This window comes from Pantoea sp. B65 (assembly GCF_047308185.1).
Classification (GTDB): Bacteria; Pseudomonadota; Gammaproteobacteria; order Enterobacterales; family Enterobacteriaceae; genus Erwinia.
On record NZ_JAHXPU010000023.1, the window covers coordinates 1 to 17,646 of the forward strand.

15 protein-coding genes and 1 rRNA gene are annotated in these 17,646 nt (G+C 55.1%); 5 read left to right on the forward strand and 11 right to left on the reverse strand.

Annotated features, from left to right (window positions below):
* The first annotated feature begins 165 nt into the window (after positions 1–165).
* The 3 genes from rrf (at position 166) to JWF83_RS10020 (ending at position 2,185) form a co-directional block, all read left to right on the forward strand.
* Positions 166–281 (forward strand): 5S ribosomal RNA (gene rrf, locus JWF83_RS10010).
* A gap of 350 nt (positions 282–631) precedes the next feature.
* A complete protein-coding gene (locus tag JWF83_RS10015; protein ID WP_413650064.1) occupies positions 632–883 on the forward strand; it encodes a helix-turn-helix domain-containing protein in 252 nt (83 codons plus the stop codon).
* A 3-nt stretch (positions 884–886) separates the two neighbouring features.
* A complete protein-coding gene (locus JWF83_RS10020; protein WP_413650065.1) occupies positions 887–2,185 on the forward strand; it encodes a type II toxin-antitoxin system HipA family toxin in 1,299 nt (432 codons plus the stop codon).
* Between the two features lie 764 nt (positions 2,186–2,949).
* On the opposite strand, the gene JWF83_RS10025 is transcribed toward JWF83_RS10020, so the two are convergent.
* The 8 genes from JWF83_RS10025 to JWF83_RS10060 are packed head-to-tail and all read right to left on the reverse strand — an operon-like array spanning position 2,950 to position 10,631.
* Positions 2,950–4,341, reverse strand: coding sequence for an FAD-binding oxidoreductase (locus JWF83_RS10025; protein WP_413650066.1), 1,392 nt, complete (start codon positions 4,339–4,341; stop codon positions 2,950–2,952).
* 30 nt (positions 4,342–4,371) lie between these two features.
* Complete coding sequence (locus tag JWF83_RS10030; protein WP_413650067.1) at positions 4,372–5,187, reverse strand: ABC transporter permease; 816 nt, start codon at positions 5,185–5,187, stop codon at positions 4,372–4,374.
* A 4-nt stretch (positions 5,188–5,191) separates the two neighbouring features.
* Positions 5,192–6,019: an ABC transporter ATP-binding protein gene (locus JWF83_RS10035; protein ID WP_413650068.1), complete on the reverse strand. Its 828-nt coding sequence runs from the start codon at positions 6,017–6,019 to the stop codon at positions 5,192–5,194.
* The gene (locus JWF83_RS10040) at positions 6,016–6,999 is read right to left on the reverse strand and encodes an ABC transporter substrate-binding protein (RefSeq protein WP_413650069.1); all 984 of its coding nucleotides are present in this window, start codon (positions 6,997–6,999) and stop codon (positions 6,016–6,018) included. Before JWF83_RS10040 ends, JWF83_RS10035 begins: the two co-directional genes overlap by 4 nt.
* Positions 7,000–7,013: 14 nt before the next feature.
* Positions 7,014–7,895, reverse strand: coding sequence for a creatininase family protein (locus JWF83_RS10045; RefSeq protein ID WP_413650070.1), 882 nt, complete (start codon positions 7,893–7,895; stop codon positions 7,014–7,016).
* Between the two features lie 22 nt (positions 7,896–7,917).
* On the reverse strand, positions 7,918–8,373 hold the full coding sequence (locus tag JWF83_RS10050; RefSeq protein WP_413650071.1) for a RidA family protein: 456 nt from the start codon (positions 8,371–8,373) through the stop codon (positions 7,918–7,920).
* On the reverse strand, positions 8,363–9,643 hold the full coding sequence (locus tag JWF83_RS10055; protein WP_413650072.1) for an amidohydrolase family protein: 1,281 nt from the start codon (positions 9,641–9,643) through the stop codon (positions 8,363–8,365). The genes JWF83_RS10050 and JWF83_RS10055 overlap by 11 nt, the downstream gene beginning before the upstream one ends.
* Positions 9,644–9,662: 19 nt before the next feature.
* A complete protein-coding gene (locus JWF83_RS10060) occupies positions 9,663–10,631 on the reverse strand; it encodes a PDR/VanB family oxidoreductase (protein WP_413650073.1) in 969 nt (322 codons plus the stop codon).
* A 209-nt stretch (positions 10,632–10,840) separates the two neighbouring features.
* Here JWF83_RS10060 and JWF83_RS10065 point away from each other — a divergent pair, with 209 nt between their 5' ends.
* On the forward strand, positions 10,841–11,764 hold the full coding sequence (locus tag JWF83_RS10065; protein ID WP_413650074.1) for a LysR family transcriptional regulator: 924 nt from the start codon (positions 10,841–10,843) through the stop codon (positions 11,762–11,764).
* A 136-nt stretch (positions 11,765–11,900) separates the two neighbouring features.
* Here JWF83_RS10065 and JWF83_RS10070 read toward each other — a convergent pair whose 3' ends face one another.
* Positions 11,901–13,349, reverse strand: coding sequence for an MFS transporter (locus JWF83_RS10070; RefSeq protein WP_413650075.1), 1,449 nt, complete (start codon positions 13,347–13,349; stop codon positions 11,901–11,903).
* A 171-nt stretch (positions 13,350–13,520) separates the two neighbouring features.
* Here JWF83_RS10070 and JWF83_RS10075 point away from each other — a divergent pair, with 171 nt between their 5' ends.
* Entirely contained in the window at positions 13,521–14,450 is a 930-nt protein-coding gene (locus JWF83_RS10075) for a LysR family transcriptional regulator (RefSeq protein WP_413650324.1), read from the forward strand.
* 446 nt (positions 14,451–14,896) lie between these two features.
* Here JWF83_RS10075 and JWF83_RS10080 read toward each other — a convergent pair whose 3' ends face one another.
* Together JWF83_RS10080 and JWF83_RS10085 are read right to left on the reverse strand one after the other, a co-directional pair.
* Positions 14,897–16,051: a DUF3322 domain-containing protein gene (locus tag JWF83_RS10080; RefSeq protein ID WP_413650076.1), complete on the reverse strand. Its 1,155-nt coding sequence runs from the start codon at positions 16,049–16,051 to the stop codon at positions 14,897–14,899.
* Position 16,052: 1 nt separating this feature from the next.
* Positions 16,053–17,399: an SbcC/MukB-like Walker B domain-containing protein gene (locus JWF83_RS10085; protein WP_413650325.1), complete on the reverse strand. Its 1,347-nt coding sequence runs from the start codon at positions 17,397–17,399 to the stop codon at positions 16,053–16,055.
* Between the last annotated feature and the right edge of the window lie 247 nt (positions 17,400–17,646).

Genomic DNA, 17,646 nt, shown 5'->3' on the forward strand with positions numbered 1-17,646 from the left:
CAGAAGTGTTTTGGTGAGTATGTAGGGGCGGCATTCATGCCGCCCGTGCTGATAACAGCACAGAGACAACAATTTTCAGCTCAGTTCACGGATAAAGAATCTGCGGAAACGAAGGGTTTTGTGCTGCAGCAGCGCAAAAGGTTCGTTTTATGCACAAAGAATTTGCCTGGCGGCTGTAGCGCGGTGGTCCCACCTGACCCCATGCCGAACTCAGAAGTGAAACGCCGTAGCGCCGATGGTAGTGTGGGGTCTCCCCATGCGAGAGTAGGGAACTGCCAGGCATCAAATTGAAAGGGCGGCATTTATGCCGCCGGTTAAGAAGCCTCATGCTCACGCATGGGGCTTTTTTGTGTCTGTGCATTAAGCACCGAAACCATTAAGCCTCCCTCAACGATACTGATTTCGTACTATCCGGTAGGTAGTCCGGGCCTGCAAAGCTTCCTCTCGCAAAACGCCAGATACATTGCAAGTTTTAGCTGGCCCCGAAGCAGCGGATCAGTTCACACCCTGGCATTAAGATATAACTGTTTTATCCCCTGACACCGATAAATTTTCTTTATCCCTCATAGAGGATAATCTTGCTTTATCCCCTAAAGCGGATACACTGAAAATATCTGCTATGGGGGATTAAATGAATATAACCTCACCGAAAATGTTGGCGCAGTCCGTCAGAAATGCACGTAAACAGCGCAAGCTGACTCAGCGCGCGGCTGCGGAGAGTGTCAATATGAAGCAATCGACAATTTCTGAGTTTGAGAATCATCCTGAAGGAACTCGTCTGGATACGTTGTTCAGGCTGCTTGCGGTTCTCGATCTTGAACTCCAGGTAGTCAGCCGTAACAGCAAGGAAAAAGCAAAAGAAGGCTGGGATCAGGAGTGGTAACTTATGGAAAGACTAACAGTTGCACTTAACGGTATTCAGGTTGGCATACTGGAGAAAGCTTTGGGTGGAGAGCTCTCTTTTTTCTATCTGAATGAATGGCTTGAGCGGGCAGGGGCTCGAGCCATCTCTCTTTCAATGCCATTGCGTGAAGAACGATATCGCGGCGGAGTAGTGTATAACTTCTTTGATAATCTTCTGCCTGATAGCGAACAGATTCGTACACGTATCCAGTCGCGATTCAGGTCTCCAACAAAGCAACCGTTCGATTTGCTTTCCCGAATTGGTATGGATTGTGTCGGAGCAATTCAGCTCTGGCCACAAGGTGCGGAAATCCCTTCAGTACAGGAAGTTAATACCGAGCCTCTGAATGAGAGGGAAATCGAGGCGTTACTGCAAGGGTATCGGGAAGCTCCGCTTGGTATGAATGCAGATGTAGATGATTTTCGTATTTCACTGGCAGGCGCACAGGAAAAAACCGCACTACTCTGGCATAACCAGCAATGGTGTCGCCCGCATGGCAGCACACCGACCAGCCATATTTTTAAGCTACCTATTGGTTATATTGCAACTAACGGGATTGATCTTAGCGAGAGCGTTGAAAATGAGTGGCTGTGTTCGAAAATTGTTGCTGCATATGGGCTAACTGTTGCTAATACACAAATCGGGTATTTTGGTGGTCAGAAGGCTCTGATTGTCGAGCGTTTTGACCGGCGCTGGGCAAGTAATCATCAGTGGCTAATGCGTCTGCCGACCGAGGATTTTTGCCAGTCGCTGGGTGTTGCGCCGGCACTTAAGTATGAGTCGGATGGTGGACCGGGAGTAGCCAGCAGCATGGACTTATTGCTGGGTTCTCAGCAGCCATTTCAGGATCGTGAAACGTTTTTCAAAAGCCAAATTCTGTTCTGGATGCTTGCCGCCATTGATGGGCATGCGAAAAACTTCAGCGTGTTTATTGAGCCCAATAGCGCTTATCGTATGACGCCGTTGTATGACGTTATGTCCGCTTTCCCTTTGATGCACCCGCAGGGCATCCCGGCAAAAAAAGCCAAAATGGCAATGGCACTGTCCGGACGTAACCGCCATTTCCACTGGAGCACTCTTATGCCCCGCCATTTCCTGTCCACAGCCCATGGGGTTGGATTTCCACAACAGCTGGCAGAACAACTACTGGCAGAGATGAAGCAGCAAACAACTCAGGTGATAGCAAGCGTTCAGGCTATGCTACCAGATGGTTTCCCTCCGCAGATCAGTGAGCCTGTCTTTGCGGGGCTAAGCCGGCAAGCAGAGCGAATTCCTTTTTGATAGCTCTTAACCAGCTGAATACATTTGGCACTGTTCTTGTGGTCCTTTGATGAGTAATAAAAAGGCATTAGAAAACTCTTTTTCCTCATATTTGGCTATATGATTTACTTTGAGGAATAGATATATAAATAAAATGGAAGAGATAATTGAACGGTATAGGTATGCTCCAGAATATTCGGAGAGAAATGGATTAGCTTACCAAGACGGTGACTCGAAAAATATTTAGTGGAAAATCTATTCGCGAGAGTTATGCCTTTCACTCAGGGGAGGAGGTAGTCCATCCCATTAACTGGAACTACATGGATTTCTGGCTGCCCAGCCAGCTATACCTTTTGAAGGCACAGCAAAAAATTTACTCTTATGTTTCCAGCGGTCAGGCACCGCGCTCGGATTTTTAACTGAAGCATCAGAACCCGCCCGCACACTCACTACTCGCGCTGGTAGCCAGTCTCCGTCATTAAGTATCGATTCTTTTAGCTGATTTAACCTGCGGGTATTTCTGTCCGCGAAGGGTTTGGCCGCGGTCATCCCCCCCTTTTTTTCCGCCGGATACACCATATAGCATATCTGGCTTTTCTGGAAAGCATGTGCTTGAGGGGAAAGTCGCATACTTAACTAGCTGCGTAACCACAATTCTCGCCGGAAACGGGGACTCACCATATTCCCCAAACAATATTTCCCGGTAAAGGCACCGGGAAAAGTGATTAAGCGTTAAATAGATGCCGCCAGAATCCACAGATTATATGCGGGGATCATCTTTCAGCTTATAACAGCGGATTATCATCCAGTATCAATGTATCGCGAACTTCCCAGCCACGCAGCTTACCGGGATTCAGTAAGCCATTCGGGTCAAAACATTGCTTAACGGCGACCACTTCAGGGCGGATATTGCCCTGCTTGCCATCTTCAATGCGGAATACATGTGGGTTATTTATTTTCACATCATGATCGCGGAATATTTGCATGATTTCATTTAAGCGTTCTTCGGTTGAATAACGCACCAGCTGCAATCCACTGGCGGTGATATTGCCATCGTTGTCGCGCAGAAACTCAATATGGGACATCACCTCATCACCAAACAGCTTATCCATCTGCAGGATCTGTTCAGGGTAATGATGGTAATTAAAGGCGGTTTGCAGATAGGTCAGGGAGCTGTCGACCTTCAGGGCATGTAGCGTGGTGTGGTTCCAGCAATATTCCATCAGCGAGCTGTTGCTTTCCCGCGCCTGTTCCGCTGCCTGACGCACTGCCGACTGCCCGCGGTGTTTGCGCAGTAAGCCTTCACACAGGCCTTCGCTTTCACTGGCGATGATGCTGATAACGGCGTGCTGATGTGCCTGATAATGCTGTTTCAAATGGCTGAAATAGCCGGGGATCGGCGCGGCAAACAGCGCAATCTGGCGTTTAATCAGTCCGGGCGAACGGGCAAAGGCATTGGCGTAATCCAGCGCATCAGTAAAATCATCAAACACGTCCAGCCGCTCTGTCCAGCGGTGAGCGGGAGCCAGCGCCAGCTCAATCTCCAGAATAATGCCATTGCTGCCGTAGGCATGGTGTAACAGCAGCGCCTGCGGTGCCGGAATGGTTACAATGCGCGGTTCGGCCTCCATGGTCATCACTTTTACGCTGAGCACATTGCCCGGCGCGCCCAGCGGTCCATAATTAATCGAACCAATGCCGCCAAAGCCGCCGCCATACAGACCACCGAGGCTGGCCAGCCGGTAGGTTGACGGCATACAGCGCAGTTCCCAGCCCGCCGGGCGGGTTAACGTTTCGATTTCCGCCAGGCGAATACCGGCCTGCGCGCGTACCACGCCATCTTTGAACTCGCACACCTGATTCAGGGCGGTCATATCGACAAGAATACCGCCGTGCAGCGGCACTAACTGACCATAGTTGCCGGTCGCCCCGCCGCGCAAAATCAGCGGCAGGTTATGTTGCACGCAGGCGGCAACCAGCAGACGTAGCTGTTGCTCATCATGTGGACGCACCACCGCATCAGCCTGCTTACCTTCCAGCTGCTGGCTCAGTACCGGACTGAACCAGTGAAAATCACGCGACAGACGTTTGACCTTTGCTGGCTGTAAGGTCCACTCCAGGTCAGGAAGTGCCTGCTGTATCAGGGCTAGCGCGCTCTTACGTTGTTCACTGTCCATATTCTTTTTAATCCGCCCGTAATAAATAAGTTAATGGGACTGCACGGCTTCGCTTTCATGCCAGGCGCTTAATGCCAGGCGGGATATCCACGACATCACCCCAAACAGCACAATGCCGGTTAGTGAAATTAACAGCAGGGCGGCGAACATCAGTGGAATATCCAGCTGGTAGCCTGCCTGCAATATCTGATAAGCCAGGCCGGTATTGGTGCCGCCGGCACCGGCAACAAACTCCGCCACCACCGCGCCAATCAGCGAAAGCCCGCTGGAAATACGCAACGCGCCAAAAAAGTAGGGCAGAGCGGAAGGGATACGCAGGCGCACCAGGATCTGTAAGCGGCTGGCATGGCTCAGCTGGAAATAGCTCAGCAGGCCAGGCGAGACGCTGCGCAGCCCCTGGGTGGTATTGGAAATAATCGGGAATACCGCCATCAGCGTTGAGCACACCACCAGCGAGAGGGTGGTGTCTTTGACCCAGATGATAATCAGCGGCGCAATCGCGACAATCGGCGTCACCTGCAGAAACACAATGTAGGGAAACAGCGCCGTTTCCACAAAGCGGTTTTGTACCAGTACAAAGGCCACGGCGGCGCCGATGATAATCGACAGCAGAAATGAGATCAGCGTGATTTTCAGGGTGAATAGCAGCGACATCATCAGCGATGCGAGGTTAAGCCACAGGCTGTGCAGCATCACCAGCGGCGAAGGCACCAGGAACTGGGGGATCTTAAAGTAGCTGACCGATCCCTGCCACAGCAACACCACTATTACCGCCACCAGCGCCGGATAGAAGATCTTAAGAAAGCGTGGGTTATTGATCCACGGTGAAGCTTTACGGGTATTCATACGGTTACTCCAATCCGGACTGGCTGGCCTGTAGCAGACTGTCCTGCAGGCGCCGGGCATCGCGTGCAAACGCCGGGCTGACCCGGAAATCATCGTTGCGCGGGAAAGGCTCGGTAATGGCGATATCTTCCACTACGCGTCCCGGCCGCGCCGCCATCATCACCACCCGCTGGGAGAGAAATACCGCCTCATGAATCGAGTGGGTGACAAATACGATGGTCAGCCCCTGCTCCTGCCACAGGCGCAGCAGGTCACTGTCGAGCTTATTGCGGGTGATTTCATCAAGCGCGCCAAACGGCTCATCCATCAGTAATAATTTGGGCCGGGTGACCAGCCCGCGGGCGATGGAAACGCGCATTTGCATCCCGCCGGAAAGCTCACGCGGCAGCACTTTGGCAAACTTGCCCAGCCCGACCAGTTCCAGCGCTTCGCGGACCCGGGTGTCCGCCTCCGCGCGCGGCACACCGGCCAGATCCAGCGGCAGACGCACGTTGTTGTGCACGTTGCTCCATGGCATCAGCGTGGCTTCCTGAAACACGAAGGAGAGCGGCTCCCGGGCTTTTTCCCGGCTGTCGCGCCGCCACAGCATCAGCCTGCCGTCGCTGGGTTGCACCAGACCGGCGATCATCTTCAGCAGGGTACTTTTGCCACAGCCGGAAGGCCCCAGCAGGGTGACAAACTCACCCTGGTTGATGGTGAGATTAACCGGCAGCAGCGCACGGGTGCCATTGCTGTAGATTTTCTCTGCCGACAGTACCTCAATGGCCGCGGTTAGCGGCTCACGGGCATGACGAATGTCGCTCATCATCGTCAGTTTGCGGGCAGGGCTCATGGTGTAACCCCGGCGTTTTTGATCATCTCAAGGGTATAGGTCTGCTCAAACGGCACTTTATCAGCATCGATCAGCTTGTTTTTCACTAACATATCCCAGGTCTTTTTCAGGCGCGGTTCGGTAATAATGCCGATACCGCCGGTCTGCGCATCGCCGCCGGTGACCAGCTGGTATTTCTTCATCTGGGCGATGCCAAATTCAATCTGGTCGGCGCCCATCTTTGGATTATCCTTCTGGATCAGCTGGTTGCCAGCGGTGGGATCCTGCAGATACGCTTTCCAGCCCTGCATTGAGGCTTTAACAAAGGCGGCGATAGCCGCCGGACGTTTCTTCACGCTATCCGCCATACAAATGATCGAGTTGCCATACGGAGGGTAGCCCCAGTCACTGAGCGGATAAACGTAGAACGGTTTGCCGCCTTTGGCGACCGAGAAAGGTTCCGAGGTGACATAGCCTTGCTGCACCAGATTATTGTCGGCGAGGAACGGCTGCACGCTAAAGGTATAAGGACGTACCTTAGTATTGCCGAAGCCGAGTTCGCTTTTCGCCCATGGCCAGAACGAGGTGTAAGCCTCGGTCGCCAGCAGGAAGGTTTTATCTTTTAATTCCTGCGGTTTATCTATCTTATCGTGGCTGATAAATACCGTTGGAGAGTGCTGGAATACGGTGGCAACCGTCATCGCATGTACCCCCGCCTGCCAGGTTTCCAGCGCCTGCCCGTTGTCACCGAGTGTACAGTCAGCCTGGCCTGCGGCCATCAGCTGCATCACGTTAACCTGCGGTCCGCCCATTTTGATGGTGACATCAAGCCCGGCATCCTGGTACAAACCTTTCGCCTGCGCTTCGTAGAAGCCGCCATGTTCCGCCTGAGCGTACCAGTTGGTGAGGAAAGTGAATTTTTCTTCGGCCATGCTGGCAGTCGGGGCGCCGATCAGCCACAGGGTAAGCAGGGTATAAGCCGGGGTACGCATATTTTTCATCGCGGGAGTTCCTTTTATTCAGCAACAAAAGAGGACGAAGGTGGAGTAAAAGTGGACTGCACAAAACCGTTCCAGTGGTGTTTGCCCCAGGTGGGTTCACTGCGTACCAGCCATTCCATTTGGTGGATCTCGGTGATGGCCTGCGCCCAGCTGGCGGCAAGGGAATCGAGGATGGCATGACCCTGCGCGGCAGTCGCCCCGGTTGGGTCGCCAATCACACCGCTGGGGCCAAAATCGTAAGATGCCCAGGCGGCCACCGGCCGGCTGTCAGAGAGCGTCGGGCAGGGGAATTCCGGCGGATAGTTGGCGACCGCGTGTTCCATATGGACGCACTCCGGCGCCAGAGCCAGCATAACGGCGGTTTCACTGTGGCCGGCGTGCATCGCCATTTTTTGTTCCTGGGCGCTGAGGAACTGTTTTTCCACGTTCGGTACGTTAAACACGCCGTGCGGGATAATAACCATATCGCCGTGACGCAGACGCATTTCACGCGCCGCCATCTGCAATACCTGCGGTTGCCCGCCATGGCCGTTAATCATCAACAGCTTACGAAAACCGGCGCGATAAAGGGATTCCGCCACTTCGAGGAGGGTTTGCAGCAGCGTATCGCCGGTCAGGGTCAGGGTGCCGGGAAAATTCAGATGCTCATCTGATTTACCGTAAGTAATCGGCGGGATGGCATACGCCGGAATATTATCCGGCAGGCGCGCCAGCGCATGGCCCGCCACCCCGGAGGAGATAACGCTGTCTACCGAGCACGGCAGATGAGGGCCATGCTGCTCAATGGCGCCGGTCGGTAAAACGATAACGGTATTGGCTTTGTCGGGCAGAGCAGCAATCGCTGTCCAGCTAAGGAACGGAAGAAAGCGTTCTGCGGGAATATAACCGTTGATCATATCTGTGCCTCTGCGTCAGAAATTATTGTGGCAACCATGCCGTGGCTTCAACTTCAATCAGTACCTCTGCCGATGGCAGCATTTCGCTGACCTGCACGACGGTAGAGACCGGCGGCTGTCCGGGGTAAAACAGCTTTCTTACCCGGCTGTAATAGGGGAAGTGGTCGAGGTTGCGGAAATATTGCACCAGCTTGATGACGTCGCTCATTTCGCCGCCAGCCGACTCAATGGTCTGGCGGATGCTCTCCAGCACATACCAGCTCTGAGCAAGAATCGGCCCCTGTTTGGCATCCGTGGAAAACTCACCGGTTTCACCCAGCAGCTGGCGGGCGTCGGCGGGAATATCCTGAAAACCGCGCACGATGGTCGCGCTTAGCGGGTTGACGGGAATAATGCCGGAGAGAAAGATGAAATCACCGGCGCGACGCCAGGCGGCATATTGCGCGAGGGGTTTGCCTGCACCCGCTTCAAGACTCATAAGTAAATTCCTGCTCCCACATCCGTTGATAGATAAGCCTGCCGTGGTGAATCACCTGGCGGGCAGCACTGTTTAATGGCCAGCTAAAGCGGTCGCTATCCGGGAAAATCACCATACTGGCGGCATTACCGACGGCAAACGGCGAGCCGCCGGGGCCAGCGCCGGTCAGCGCCGCCACATCACAGATCAGCCGCGACTGCTGGTCGAAAGCATGATCCAGCTGGGCGGCAAACAGTCCGCAGGCCAGCGTATCCAGCGGGTCATAGCTGCCCGCCGGGCAGAAGGCATCCTGTACGTTGTCGCAGCCCAGCAGCAGCGGAATACCGGCTGCTGTCGCCTCTTTTACCAGCGTCAGCCCGCGCTGACGCGGCGTCCGGCCAGTAACCGCATCCTGCAACAGCAGGTTGGTCATTGGCAGGGCGATTAACGTAACGCGCTGTTCGGCCAGTAACGCCAGCACCTGTTTTGCCTGTTGTTCGCTGCCGGATGCCAGCGCACAGCCGTGGCTGCAGCAAATATGACCGGGGAAAGGGCGGCGCGACAGGTACTCTGCCAGCCACACCAGCCCGGTTGCGCTGTCGCTCAGCTCCTCATCAATATGCAAATCCAAATCCAGCTGCCAGCGGGCGGCGCTGAGCATCAGATTTTCCATCGCCAGCGGATCCCAGTTTGACGAATGAATAAATCCACCCAGTAAGCAGTGTTTACCGCTTTGCGCCACGGCGCGGGCAATGCTGTCTGCGGTTTCCGCACTGGCGAAAAAGCCGAGCGGCGCCAGCGCCACCCGTTCCAGGGTGATGCCCGGCCGGGTAAGTGTTGCCATCTCCAGCCAGGCAAGCGGCGGCGTCGGGGCGAACCAGTCAATATGCGTGCGTAAATGCGTGACGCCATTGGCCGCTGCGCGCGCCAGCCCTCTGGCTGCGCGCTGATGAATATCGGCGGCGCTCCAGTGCTGACGATCCTGGTGCATGGCCGCAATGGCGGCTAACAGTCCTGGCGCGGCTGGCTGGCTGCGCCCGATGGTAAAGGTCTTATCCAGATGGGCATGGGGCTCAGTCAGCCCCGGCAGCACTAATGCGCCGCCGAGGTGGTGTAAGTCAGGCTGTGGCTGCGCAGACGGCATCAGCGCGGAAATCTTCCCGGCGTCAAAACGAATATCAGCCGTCAGCGGCTCGCCATTCTGCTGCGGCCAGTCGGCGGGGAGCGCCCAGGCGGGCAGGCGGGCGTTGCTGATGCCCTGCAGCGGCGTTGGGGGAAGGCTTATCCTCATCTTCTGACTCCGCGCAGCATTACAGGTCCAGCACCAGAACCGGGCTTTTGGAACGAGAACAGCACAGGGTTATCTGTGTGTTCTCCGCTTTTTCTTCATCGCTAAGCACGCAATCTCTGTGGTCGGGAATACCGTCGATAACGTCGGTAATACAGGAGCCACAAATTCCCTGTTCGCAGGAAAGCATAACGTCGACCCTGGCCGTTAATAACACTTCGGCAATGGTCTGCTCAGGGCTGACCAGAAAACGCTGACCGCTGGAATTCAGTTCAATATAAAAACTCTGGTTCTCTGCCTGCTTATCCGTTTCAGGATGGGTAAATCGTTCAAACGATAATTGCGCCGGCTGCCAGTGATGGAGTTGCATTATCTCCTGCAGGCGGCGGATAAAACCGTCCGGACCGCAGGCAATAACGGCGGTATCGGGATGCGGAGAAGATAAAGCGGCCGGGATGGTATGCCGCAGAGAATCACCGGCATCGCTGTAATGCAGGAAGAGATGGTCAGCCAGCGCCGCTGCAGTGAAGCGATGGCTGAACGCGGTCTCCTGCTGATGGGAAACGTAGTAATGCAGTTCAAAAGCAATGCCCTGACGGGCGATCTCTTCGGCCATTGCCAGCAGCGGAGTAATACCGATCCCACCAGCGAACAGCAGGTAGCGCCCGGCAGCCGGCAGCGGAAAATGATTACGCGGCGCAGAGATATTCAGGCTGTCACCAGGCCGCAGATGATGGTGAATAAAATGCGAGCCACCGGCAGATAACTCTGCCAGTTTTACGCAGATTTCATAATATTCTCCGTTGCTGACTTCCGAACAGAGTGAATATTGCCGGGGACCGCTGTCGGGAATAAACACATCTATATGCGCACCGGCGGAATAAGCCGGTAACACACCACCTTGCCGGGCGATAAGCTGTAAGGAAAGATTCCCCTGGCCATTCTCGCTAATCGTCTTAACTGTTACCGGAATCAGCTCAGTGTGTTTCATTATCTTTTACCGTGACAAAATAGAAAGGGGGTTGATGCCGCTCCGCTGTATTACAGCTAAAAATCAGGCACGCTGGCGCTACTGCCGTTGTCTGTCTCGCTGTGAAACGAATGTTTCCATTGTGCTGAATGCTACGTTATTGTGATAAAACTGTTGCGTCCAGAGCTTTGATTCGCACAACCCGTTGCAAAAAAGAGAGCGCCTTAACTATGTTCGCATTCTCCCGGTTTCTGCTGTATTTCACTGAAGTTGCCCGTCAGGGGTCGTTTCGCAAAGCCTCTGAAACCCTGCATGTTGCCGCTTCATCCATCGACCGGCAGATACTGCGGGTTGAGAAAGAGCTGGCGATGCCGCTGTTTGAACGCCATCCCACCGGGCTGCGGCTGACCGCGGCGGGTGAACTGCTACTGCATGCGGCGAATAACTGGAAAAAGGATTTCAGCCGCGTCTGTGAGCAGCTTGATGATTTGCGTGGTCTCCGGCGCGGGCATGTGCGTATTGCCACTATTGATGCGATTAACCGCAATTTTTTTTCGACCATGCTGAAGAAGGTGCATGACGAATATCCAAACATCTCGTTTACATTGACCACCATGAACAACATCGATATTCAGCAGGCGCTGATCTCCGGCGAGGCGGATTTCGGCATTATGCTGAACCCGCAAACGTCGAAGGAGTTGCAGGTGCGGGCGTTTGCGGAAATTAATATTGGTATTGTGGTCCCCAAAGGGCACCCGCTGGAGGGCAGAAGTGGCGTGCGTTTTAATCAGTGTATTGAATACCCGTTTATCATTCCGTCTCCGCCGCTGATGCTGTGCGAGCCGGTTGATGCGCTGGTGAATATTAATGGGGCGATGATTAAGGAAGTGGCTGTTTCTAATAATATTCATATGATTCGCTCACTGATTAAAGAGCAAATCGGGATTGGTGTATTATGCCGGCTGGATATCCTTGATGAGATCCTCAGTGACCAGCTGGCGTTTATCCCGCTTACCGACCCCCAGCTAAAATCATTTACTCTGGCGCTATGTATCTCCCCTTCACGGCAGCTCTCTCTGGCGGCATCAATGATGATGAAACAGCTGGAGATGCTGTTTAGCCAGATTCAGGGCGGCAATACCAGGAAGGGTTAATTTGCACGATTATGGTGCTCCCTGCTCCCTTTTGAATCAAAAGTTGCAGGGGGCCTGTGGCAACGGCCTGGCAGCAGAGCACAGAGGTCGGGAGCAGGGGAATAGTGAAATTCAGGCAATTCACCTGCCTCTGCAACTATTGCTGCACCAGTCCCGGTCTTCCCCACAACCGGCTAAAACTGACGCCAATCGCCAGAACTGTCCCGCCGACCGCCAGCCACAGAGTTAATCGTACCGCCATCGCCTCCTGTAGCGTCGTTGTCAGCGGTTGCGCACCGGCCGATAAAATCACCCCAACCAAAGCCGCCCCCAGACACTGGCCGAAAGTGCGCATTATCGCCAGCACCCCTGAGGCGTAGCCGCTGTTCTCACGCGAAGCATTCGACAGCATCTCGCGGTTATTCGGGCTTTGAAAGCAACCAAAGCCGATACCGCACAGCAAACTGCGCAGGCCAATATCCCATGGCTGTGGGTTATCCGGTAACTGTGCCAGTAGCACCAGACCGGCAGCAAACAGACATAATCCAACAGTAGAAATGATGGCTGGCGGGTGACGGTCGGCAAGCCGCCCGGCCCAGGGCGCGACCAGCACAATACCTATCGGCCACGGCGTAAACAGCAACGCCGAGTTAAAGGCGCTGTAACCATAAACACTCTGGAACAGGAACGGTAATGCCACAAAAGTAATCCCCTGGCTGACAAAGGATGCCAGCGAGGTCAGGGCGGCTAGGGTAAAGCGCGCGCAGGCGAACATATCGAGCGGTAATAACGGACTGGCCGCATGACGCTGACGCCAGATAAACCCCAGGCCAGCGATAAGCGCCGCCAGTCCGTAAGCCAGGGCGGTGGTCAGTATATTGACTGCCACGCCGCCATCAGCCGGTCGGGAAAAGGTATTCGCCGCCATAATCAGTGCGCCCAGGGCGACAGCTGACAATATGGCGCCGGCGATATCGAACGGCCCGCGCGCCGGCGCCGCTTTGCCGGGGATTACCCGCAGACAAAGCGTCAGCGCAATAATGCCCAGGGGAATATTGATAGCAAATAACCATTGCCAGCTCATTATCGCCAGCAGGGTACCGCCAAGAATCGGGGCAATAGCGGTACTGGCGGCAATCAGCAGGGCATTCAGCCCCAGTATGCGCCCCAGCAGGCGGTTGGGAAAAACCGATCGCAGGATCGCAGGTGCAATACTCAGGGTTGCTGCACCGCCAATACCCTGCAGTATGCGCATCACAATCAGCATGCTGATTGATGATGATAATGCGCAGCCGAGGGATGCCAGCGTAAATAGCGTCAGGCCGCAGGTAAAAAGCGCGCGAAACCCCATCCGGCTGGCCAGCGCGGCAAATATCGCCAGCGTCATCGCCGCCGCCAGCAAAAAACCATTAGCGACCCAGATCACCGCCGCCGCGGAAACATCCAGCGAACGGGCGATCTGCGGCAAGGCGATATTGACCATGGTGCCGTCGAATACCGCCATGGCGGTGGTGGTCATTACCGCGGTCATGGCTAAACCACGTTGACGACCTGGCAATCCTTCATCGCCCGGCTGGTCGGAGAATAATCCGGTGTTGGTTATCATGTTGCGACTCTCCACAGGTCAGCAGGATAAGCTAAGCCAGAGCATGCCGCTCTGCCTTATTGATGCAGAGAATATAGCTATGCGGGAGATAAGGCGGAAGACGCATGGGTTGCAGTTATAACCTGCACCGGACGCCTTCCCACAGGGTTGATCTGCGGCTACTATGGGGTGATGACTGAACCTGACTTCAACTTACTGATTGCGCTTGATGTGCTGCTTGCTGAGGGCAGTGTGGCTGGCGCTGCGCGTCGTCTGGGCTTAAGCGCTTCGGCGATGAGCCGGACGCTTAGCCGCCTGCGTGCCGTCACCGGCGATCCGTTACTGGTGCGCGCCGGGCGCAATATGGTGCTGACGCCCTATGCCGGGCAGATACGCGAGCGCGCGCAACATGCCATCTTTGAGGCACGCGCCGTGTTGCGTCCCCCGGCATCAGCACTGAATTTAGCTACGCTGCAGCGAACCTTTACCATCCGCGCCAATGATGGTTTTGTCGAGGCAATTGGCGCGGCGCTTATCGCCGCGGCGGCCGTGGCTGCGCCGCTGGTGCGTCTGCGTTTTGCCCCCAAGCCGGAGAAAAGTTCAAAACATCTGCGCGAAGGGCTGGTGGATCTTGAAGTCGGCGTGCTGGAAAATATGGGGCCGGAAATACGTATTCAGGCGCTATTCCGCGATCGGTTTGTCGCGGTAGTCAGAAAGGAACATCCGCTGGCGCGGGAAAGTGTCGTTAGCGCAGAAATGTACGTCTCTTACGGCCATGTGGTCGCTTCGCGCCGTGGCAATTTAAGCGGCCCGGTAGATGAAGCGCTGGCTGAATTGGGTCTGCAACGCAGGATTGTCGCCGCAGTGCCGGGCTTTCCTGCCGCGCTGGCGGTGGCGCAGGCATCCGATCTGGTGGCGCTGGTGCCCGCATCCTACCTGATTAATCAACCGGTAACCGATGACCATGGCGCGGTTGCTACTCTGTTTGCTTTTGAGCTGCCGGTAACAACCCGCAGGATCACGGTATCGCAGATGTGGCACCCGCGTTCAGAGGTCGATCCGGCTCATCGCTGGCTGCGACAACTGGTGCTGAGTGTTTGTCGCCAGCTGGTGCCGAAGTGATAGCCTCGTTTCCTCTCGTAATTGCGCCAGTGATTTCTCCTGTTTTGGTACCAGATAGTAAACCAGTTCGCAACCCAGCCCTTCGGCGACTTTTGCCAGCGTGTTAGAGCCATCTGTCTCACCTTTTTCAATCAGCGAGATACGCGGCTGACTATCCGGCGACGCGTTATGTCATCAAGGGTTTTCTCTACTTGATTGATTTTTAAATCTTTACTCCACGTGATGATTATCTTCTATATCCTATATACAATGATTTTGTGCTTTTCTATAGCGCATATGATATTAAATCGACAAGCCACTGCGCCCGGGCACCGCCTGACTGAGGAGGCGGTGCCACGGATAACGGAGTCGCTCAGAGAGGATCAGGAAATAACAGGGTGGCCGGCTGGTAACCAAAGCAGCAGATTGCCGATACAAACGGCGCAACAGAAATCAGCTGCAGCCGCTTAAAGCGCTGGTTTATCTGCCCATGCCTGTATCTCCGACGCGACTATCGCTGCAGGGAGAAACTCCTGCTCTAAACGGCCCTGCTGCTGCGCCAGTAAATAACGGTAGAAATCCGCCTCGTCCGGCAGCAAACCGTCGGGAACCGTATGCTGTGCGGTGACCTGCTCAACGACGGCACTTTGCGCCGCGTATTGCGTAAATAAAACCTGGTTCATTAACAGCGCATCGATAGCCGGGTGGTGGCGTCTTGCCCTGGCCAGCATCAGTAATCCCCAGCTATCCATATCCCCCCAGTAACCTACTGATTTTCCAGCCAGTAACGGCGATGCCAGCCAGTGCAAATCCAGCCCGGATCCTAATACCGCGATGGTATCTGGCAGGGACGGCAACTGATGAATGCTGCGCTCATTTTCCACTACCAGCAGCCGCGCTGCGGGTAACCTGGCTTCAGCCAGCTCTGCGGTGGTGATTTTACTCTTTTTGAATGGCAGCAGGCCCGGAGCCAGCGGTGCGATAAGCACCCAATGGTTATTCTCATCAAAAGCATCGAGAAACGCGGTCAGCCCCTGTTCGCTGGCTTCTCCGGCGAAGCGTTCATCCAGCAGGCGGGTTAACAGCAGAGTATTTCTTTCGAAAAACTTGGTATCAACCCCATGCCCGGCCAGCAAACGCAGAGGCTGCCCGGCGGCGCAACCTGGCGCCAGGCGGCTGGCGAGTTTAGCGGCGGCAATCACCTCCGACAGCGATTTTTGTTGCCAGAGCGAGCGCTGGTTAATAAATAGCGGATGAAAGTCTTTATCAACCTGCTCAACGATCTGTTCAAGCAGACGATATTCCTGACTTACCTGCGGATCCGATGCGGCGTTGACCCAGTCTGAAGGCCGCAATAACAGCCAGCGAACCGGCATTGATACCGGCGTAAGGCTGGCGCGGTAACTTATCTCCTGCCATATCACCTGCCCGATACTTACCCGACGCCAGCGCTGAACATGACGTTGTACCTCCTGCGCATTTTCAGTGAACTCCCGGGGCGATGGTCGGCCGATCGCTATCTGCACCGGCCAGCACTTCGGCGATAACAGACGCTCGCTGCGAATACCTGCGTTATGCCACTGCTTTGCCAGCTTGCGGCCAATATCATCAGGTGAGTGCATACTAATAATCACTTCTCCTCTGATAGTGGTGTTCCAGCTCTTCCCAGCTCAGGGAGGCGATATTGGAATGCTGTTCACGCCGGTGCACCACGATAGCCGAGCGGGTATGGTGGCGCAGCAGCCGCATTTCTTTGTTTGGCGTGATAAACACGGCATGTAAGCCAAACTCTTTCAGCGCCGCAATGATCCGGCCTGCGACCGCATGTGAACTGCGGGAAAAGGCCTCATCAAGGATAATGGTGCCAAACAGCGGCCGGCTGCTGCCACTGGGACAGAGTGCATAGCTCAGCGATGCCGTCAGCACGTAAGAGGCGATAATCTCTTTCTCCCCGCCGCTGCCGCCCTGTGAACCGGTACGGGTTTCAATCACCTCGCCGCTAGTGCGGTCAATCACTGAGACGGCAAATTCCAGACGAAAACGGGGATCCAGCAACGCCCTGGCGGACTGCGTCCGGCTGCGTTCACCAGCATCTTTTAGTAGATCCACCAGTTCACGCAGCGCCTTATACTGACTCTCGCCGTTATCATCGGCAAAGCGCGCGGCATTTAACTGGCGCTGCGCTCTCTGCAGGGTGCGCAGGCTTTCGTGAATCACCTTCTTCGCCACCAGGCGCAGATAACGATCCGGCTGGAAATCGACCCTGAGCATGGTGTTATTAAGATCGTTGAGACGATCTTCGATGATCAACACTTCATGCTCAATATGGCTAAGCAGCTGGGTAACACCTTCATCAGAGGAGCGATTAAGGTAATCGGTAAAACGATGCAGTTTTTCCGGCAGCGCTTCTTCGGTCAGCTCCTGTAAGCGTTTAAGGTATGCCGGGACGTCTTCCAGCTCGCGACCTGTTTCGGACAGCGCGCCGGTATCGATGCGCTGGGCATCTGACATGCGTTTTATCAGTTCACTACTGATTTTTTGCCGTTCGGCGTTGATTTCATCCAGCTGCTTTTGTAGCTCGCGCCCCTGTTCCCGTTCCAGCGCCGGGATATCCCGCAACTGTGTGCGGGTGACGGAAGGGAAATGGCTGGCAGCCAGTTCCCGCTGCGCATCGCTCATGCTGACGCTGGCCATCTGGCGATACTTTTGCGCTGCTGACATCGCCTCTTCAAGGCTTTTTTCCAGTCCGCCATAGTGTCTGATTGCCTGCTGAAACTGCTGCTCCAGTTGACTCTGTTGTTGCTGCGCTTCCTCCAGCGCATGGCTGGCCGCCATCGTGTCGGATTCAGGGCGCAGCAGATTTTCCAGGCGGGTGGTGAATTCCGCCAGCTGGAGCTGTGCGCCGGGAACATCAATGTCTTCGAACTCCAGCTGCCGCAGACGTTCAAGAAGATGGGTTTGCGACTGCAGCTCGCTAACCACGCTCCTCGCATGGCGTAGCGCCTGGCTGGCATCGGTGAGTTCTGCTGTAACCCCGGCTATCTCCTTCGTCAGCAACATCAGCCGGTCGCGGTTATCGAAGCCGGTCAGCCAGTCATCTTCCAGCCGTTTCTGATCCTGCTTATCAAAGAAACGCGCCTTTCCTGACATCAGCCCCTGCGCAGTCATGGCGTGGGGAGTATTATGCAATAACTCCGGGCTGTCGACGCAGTGGCGG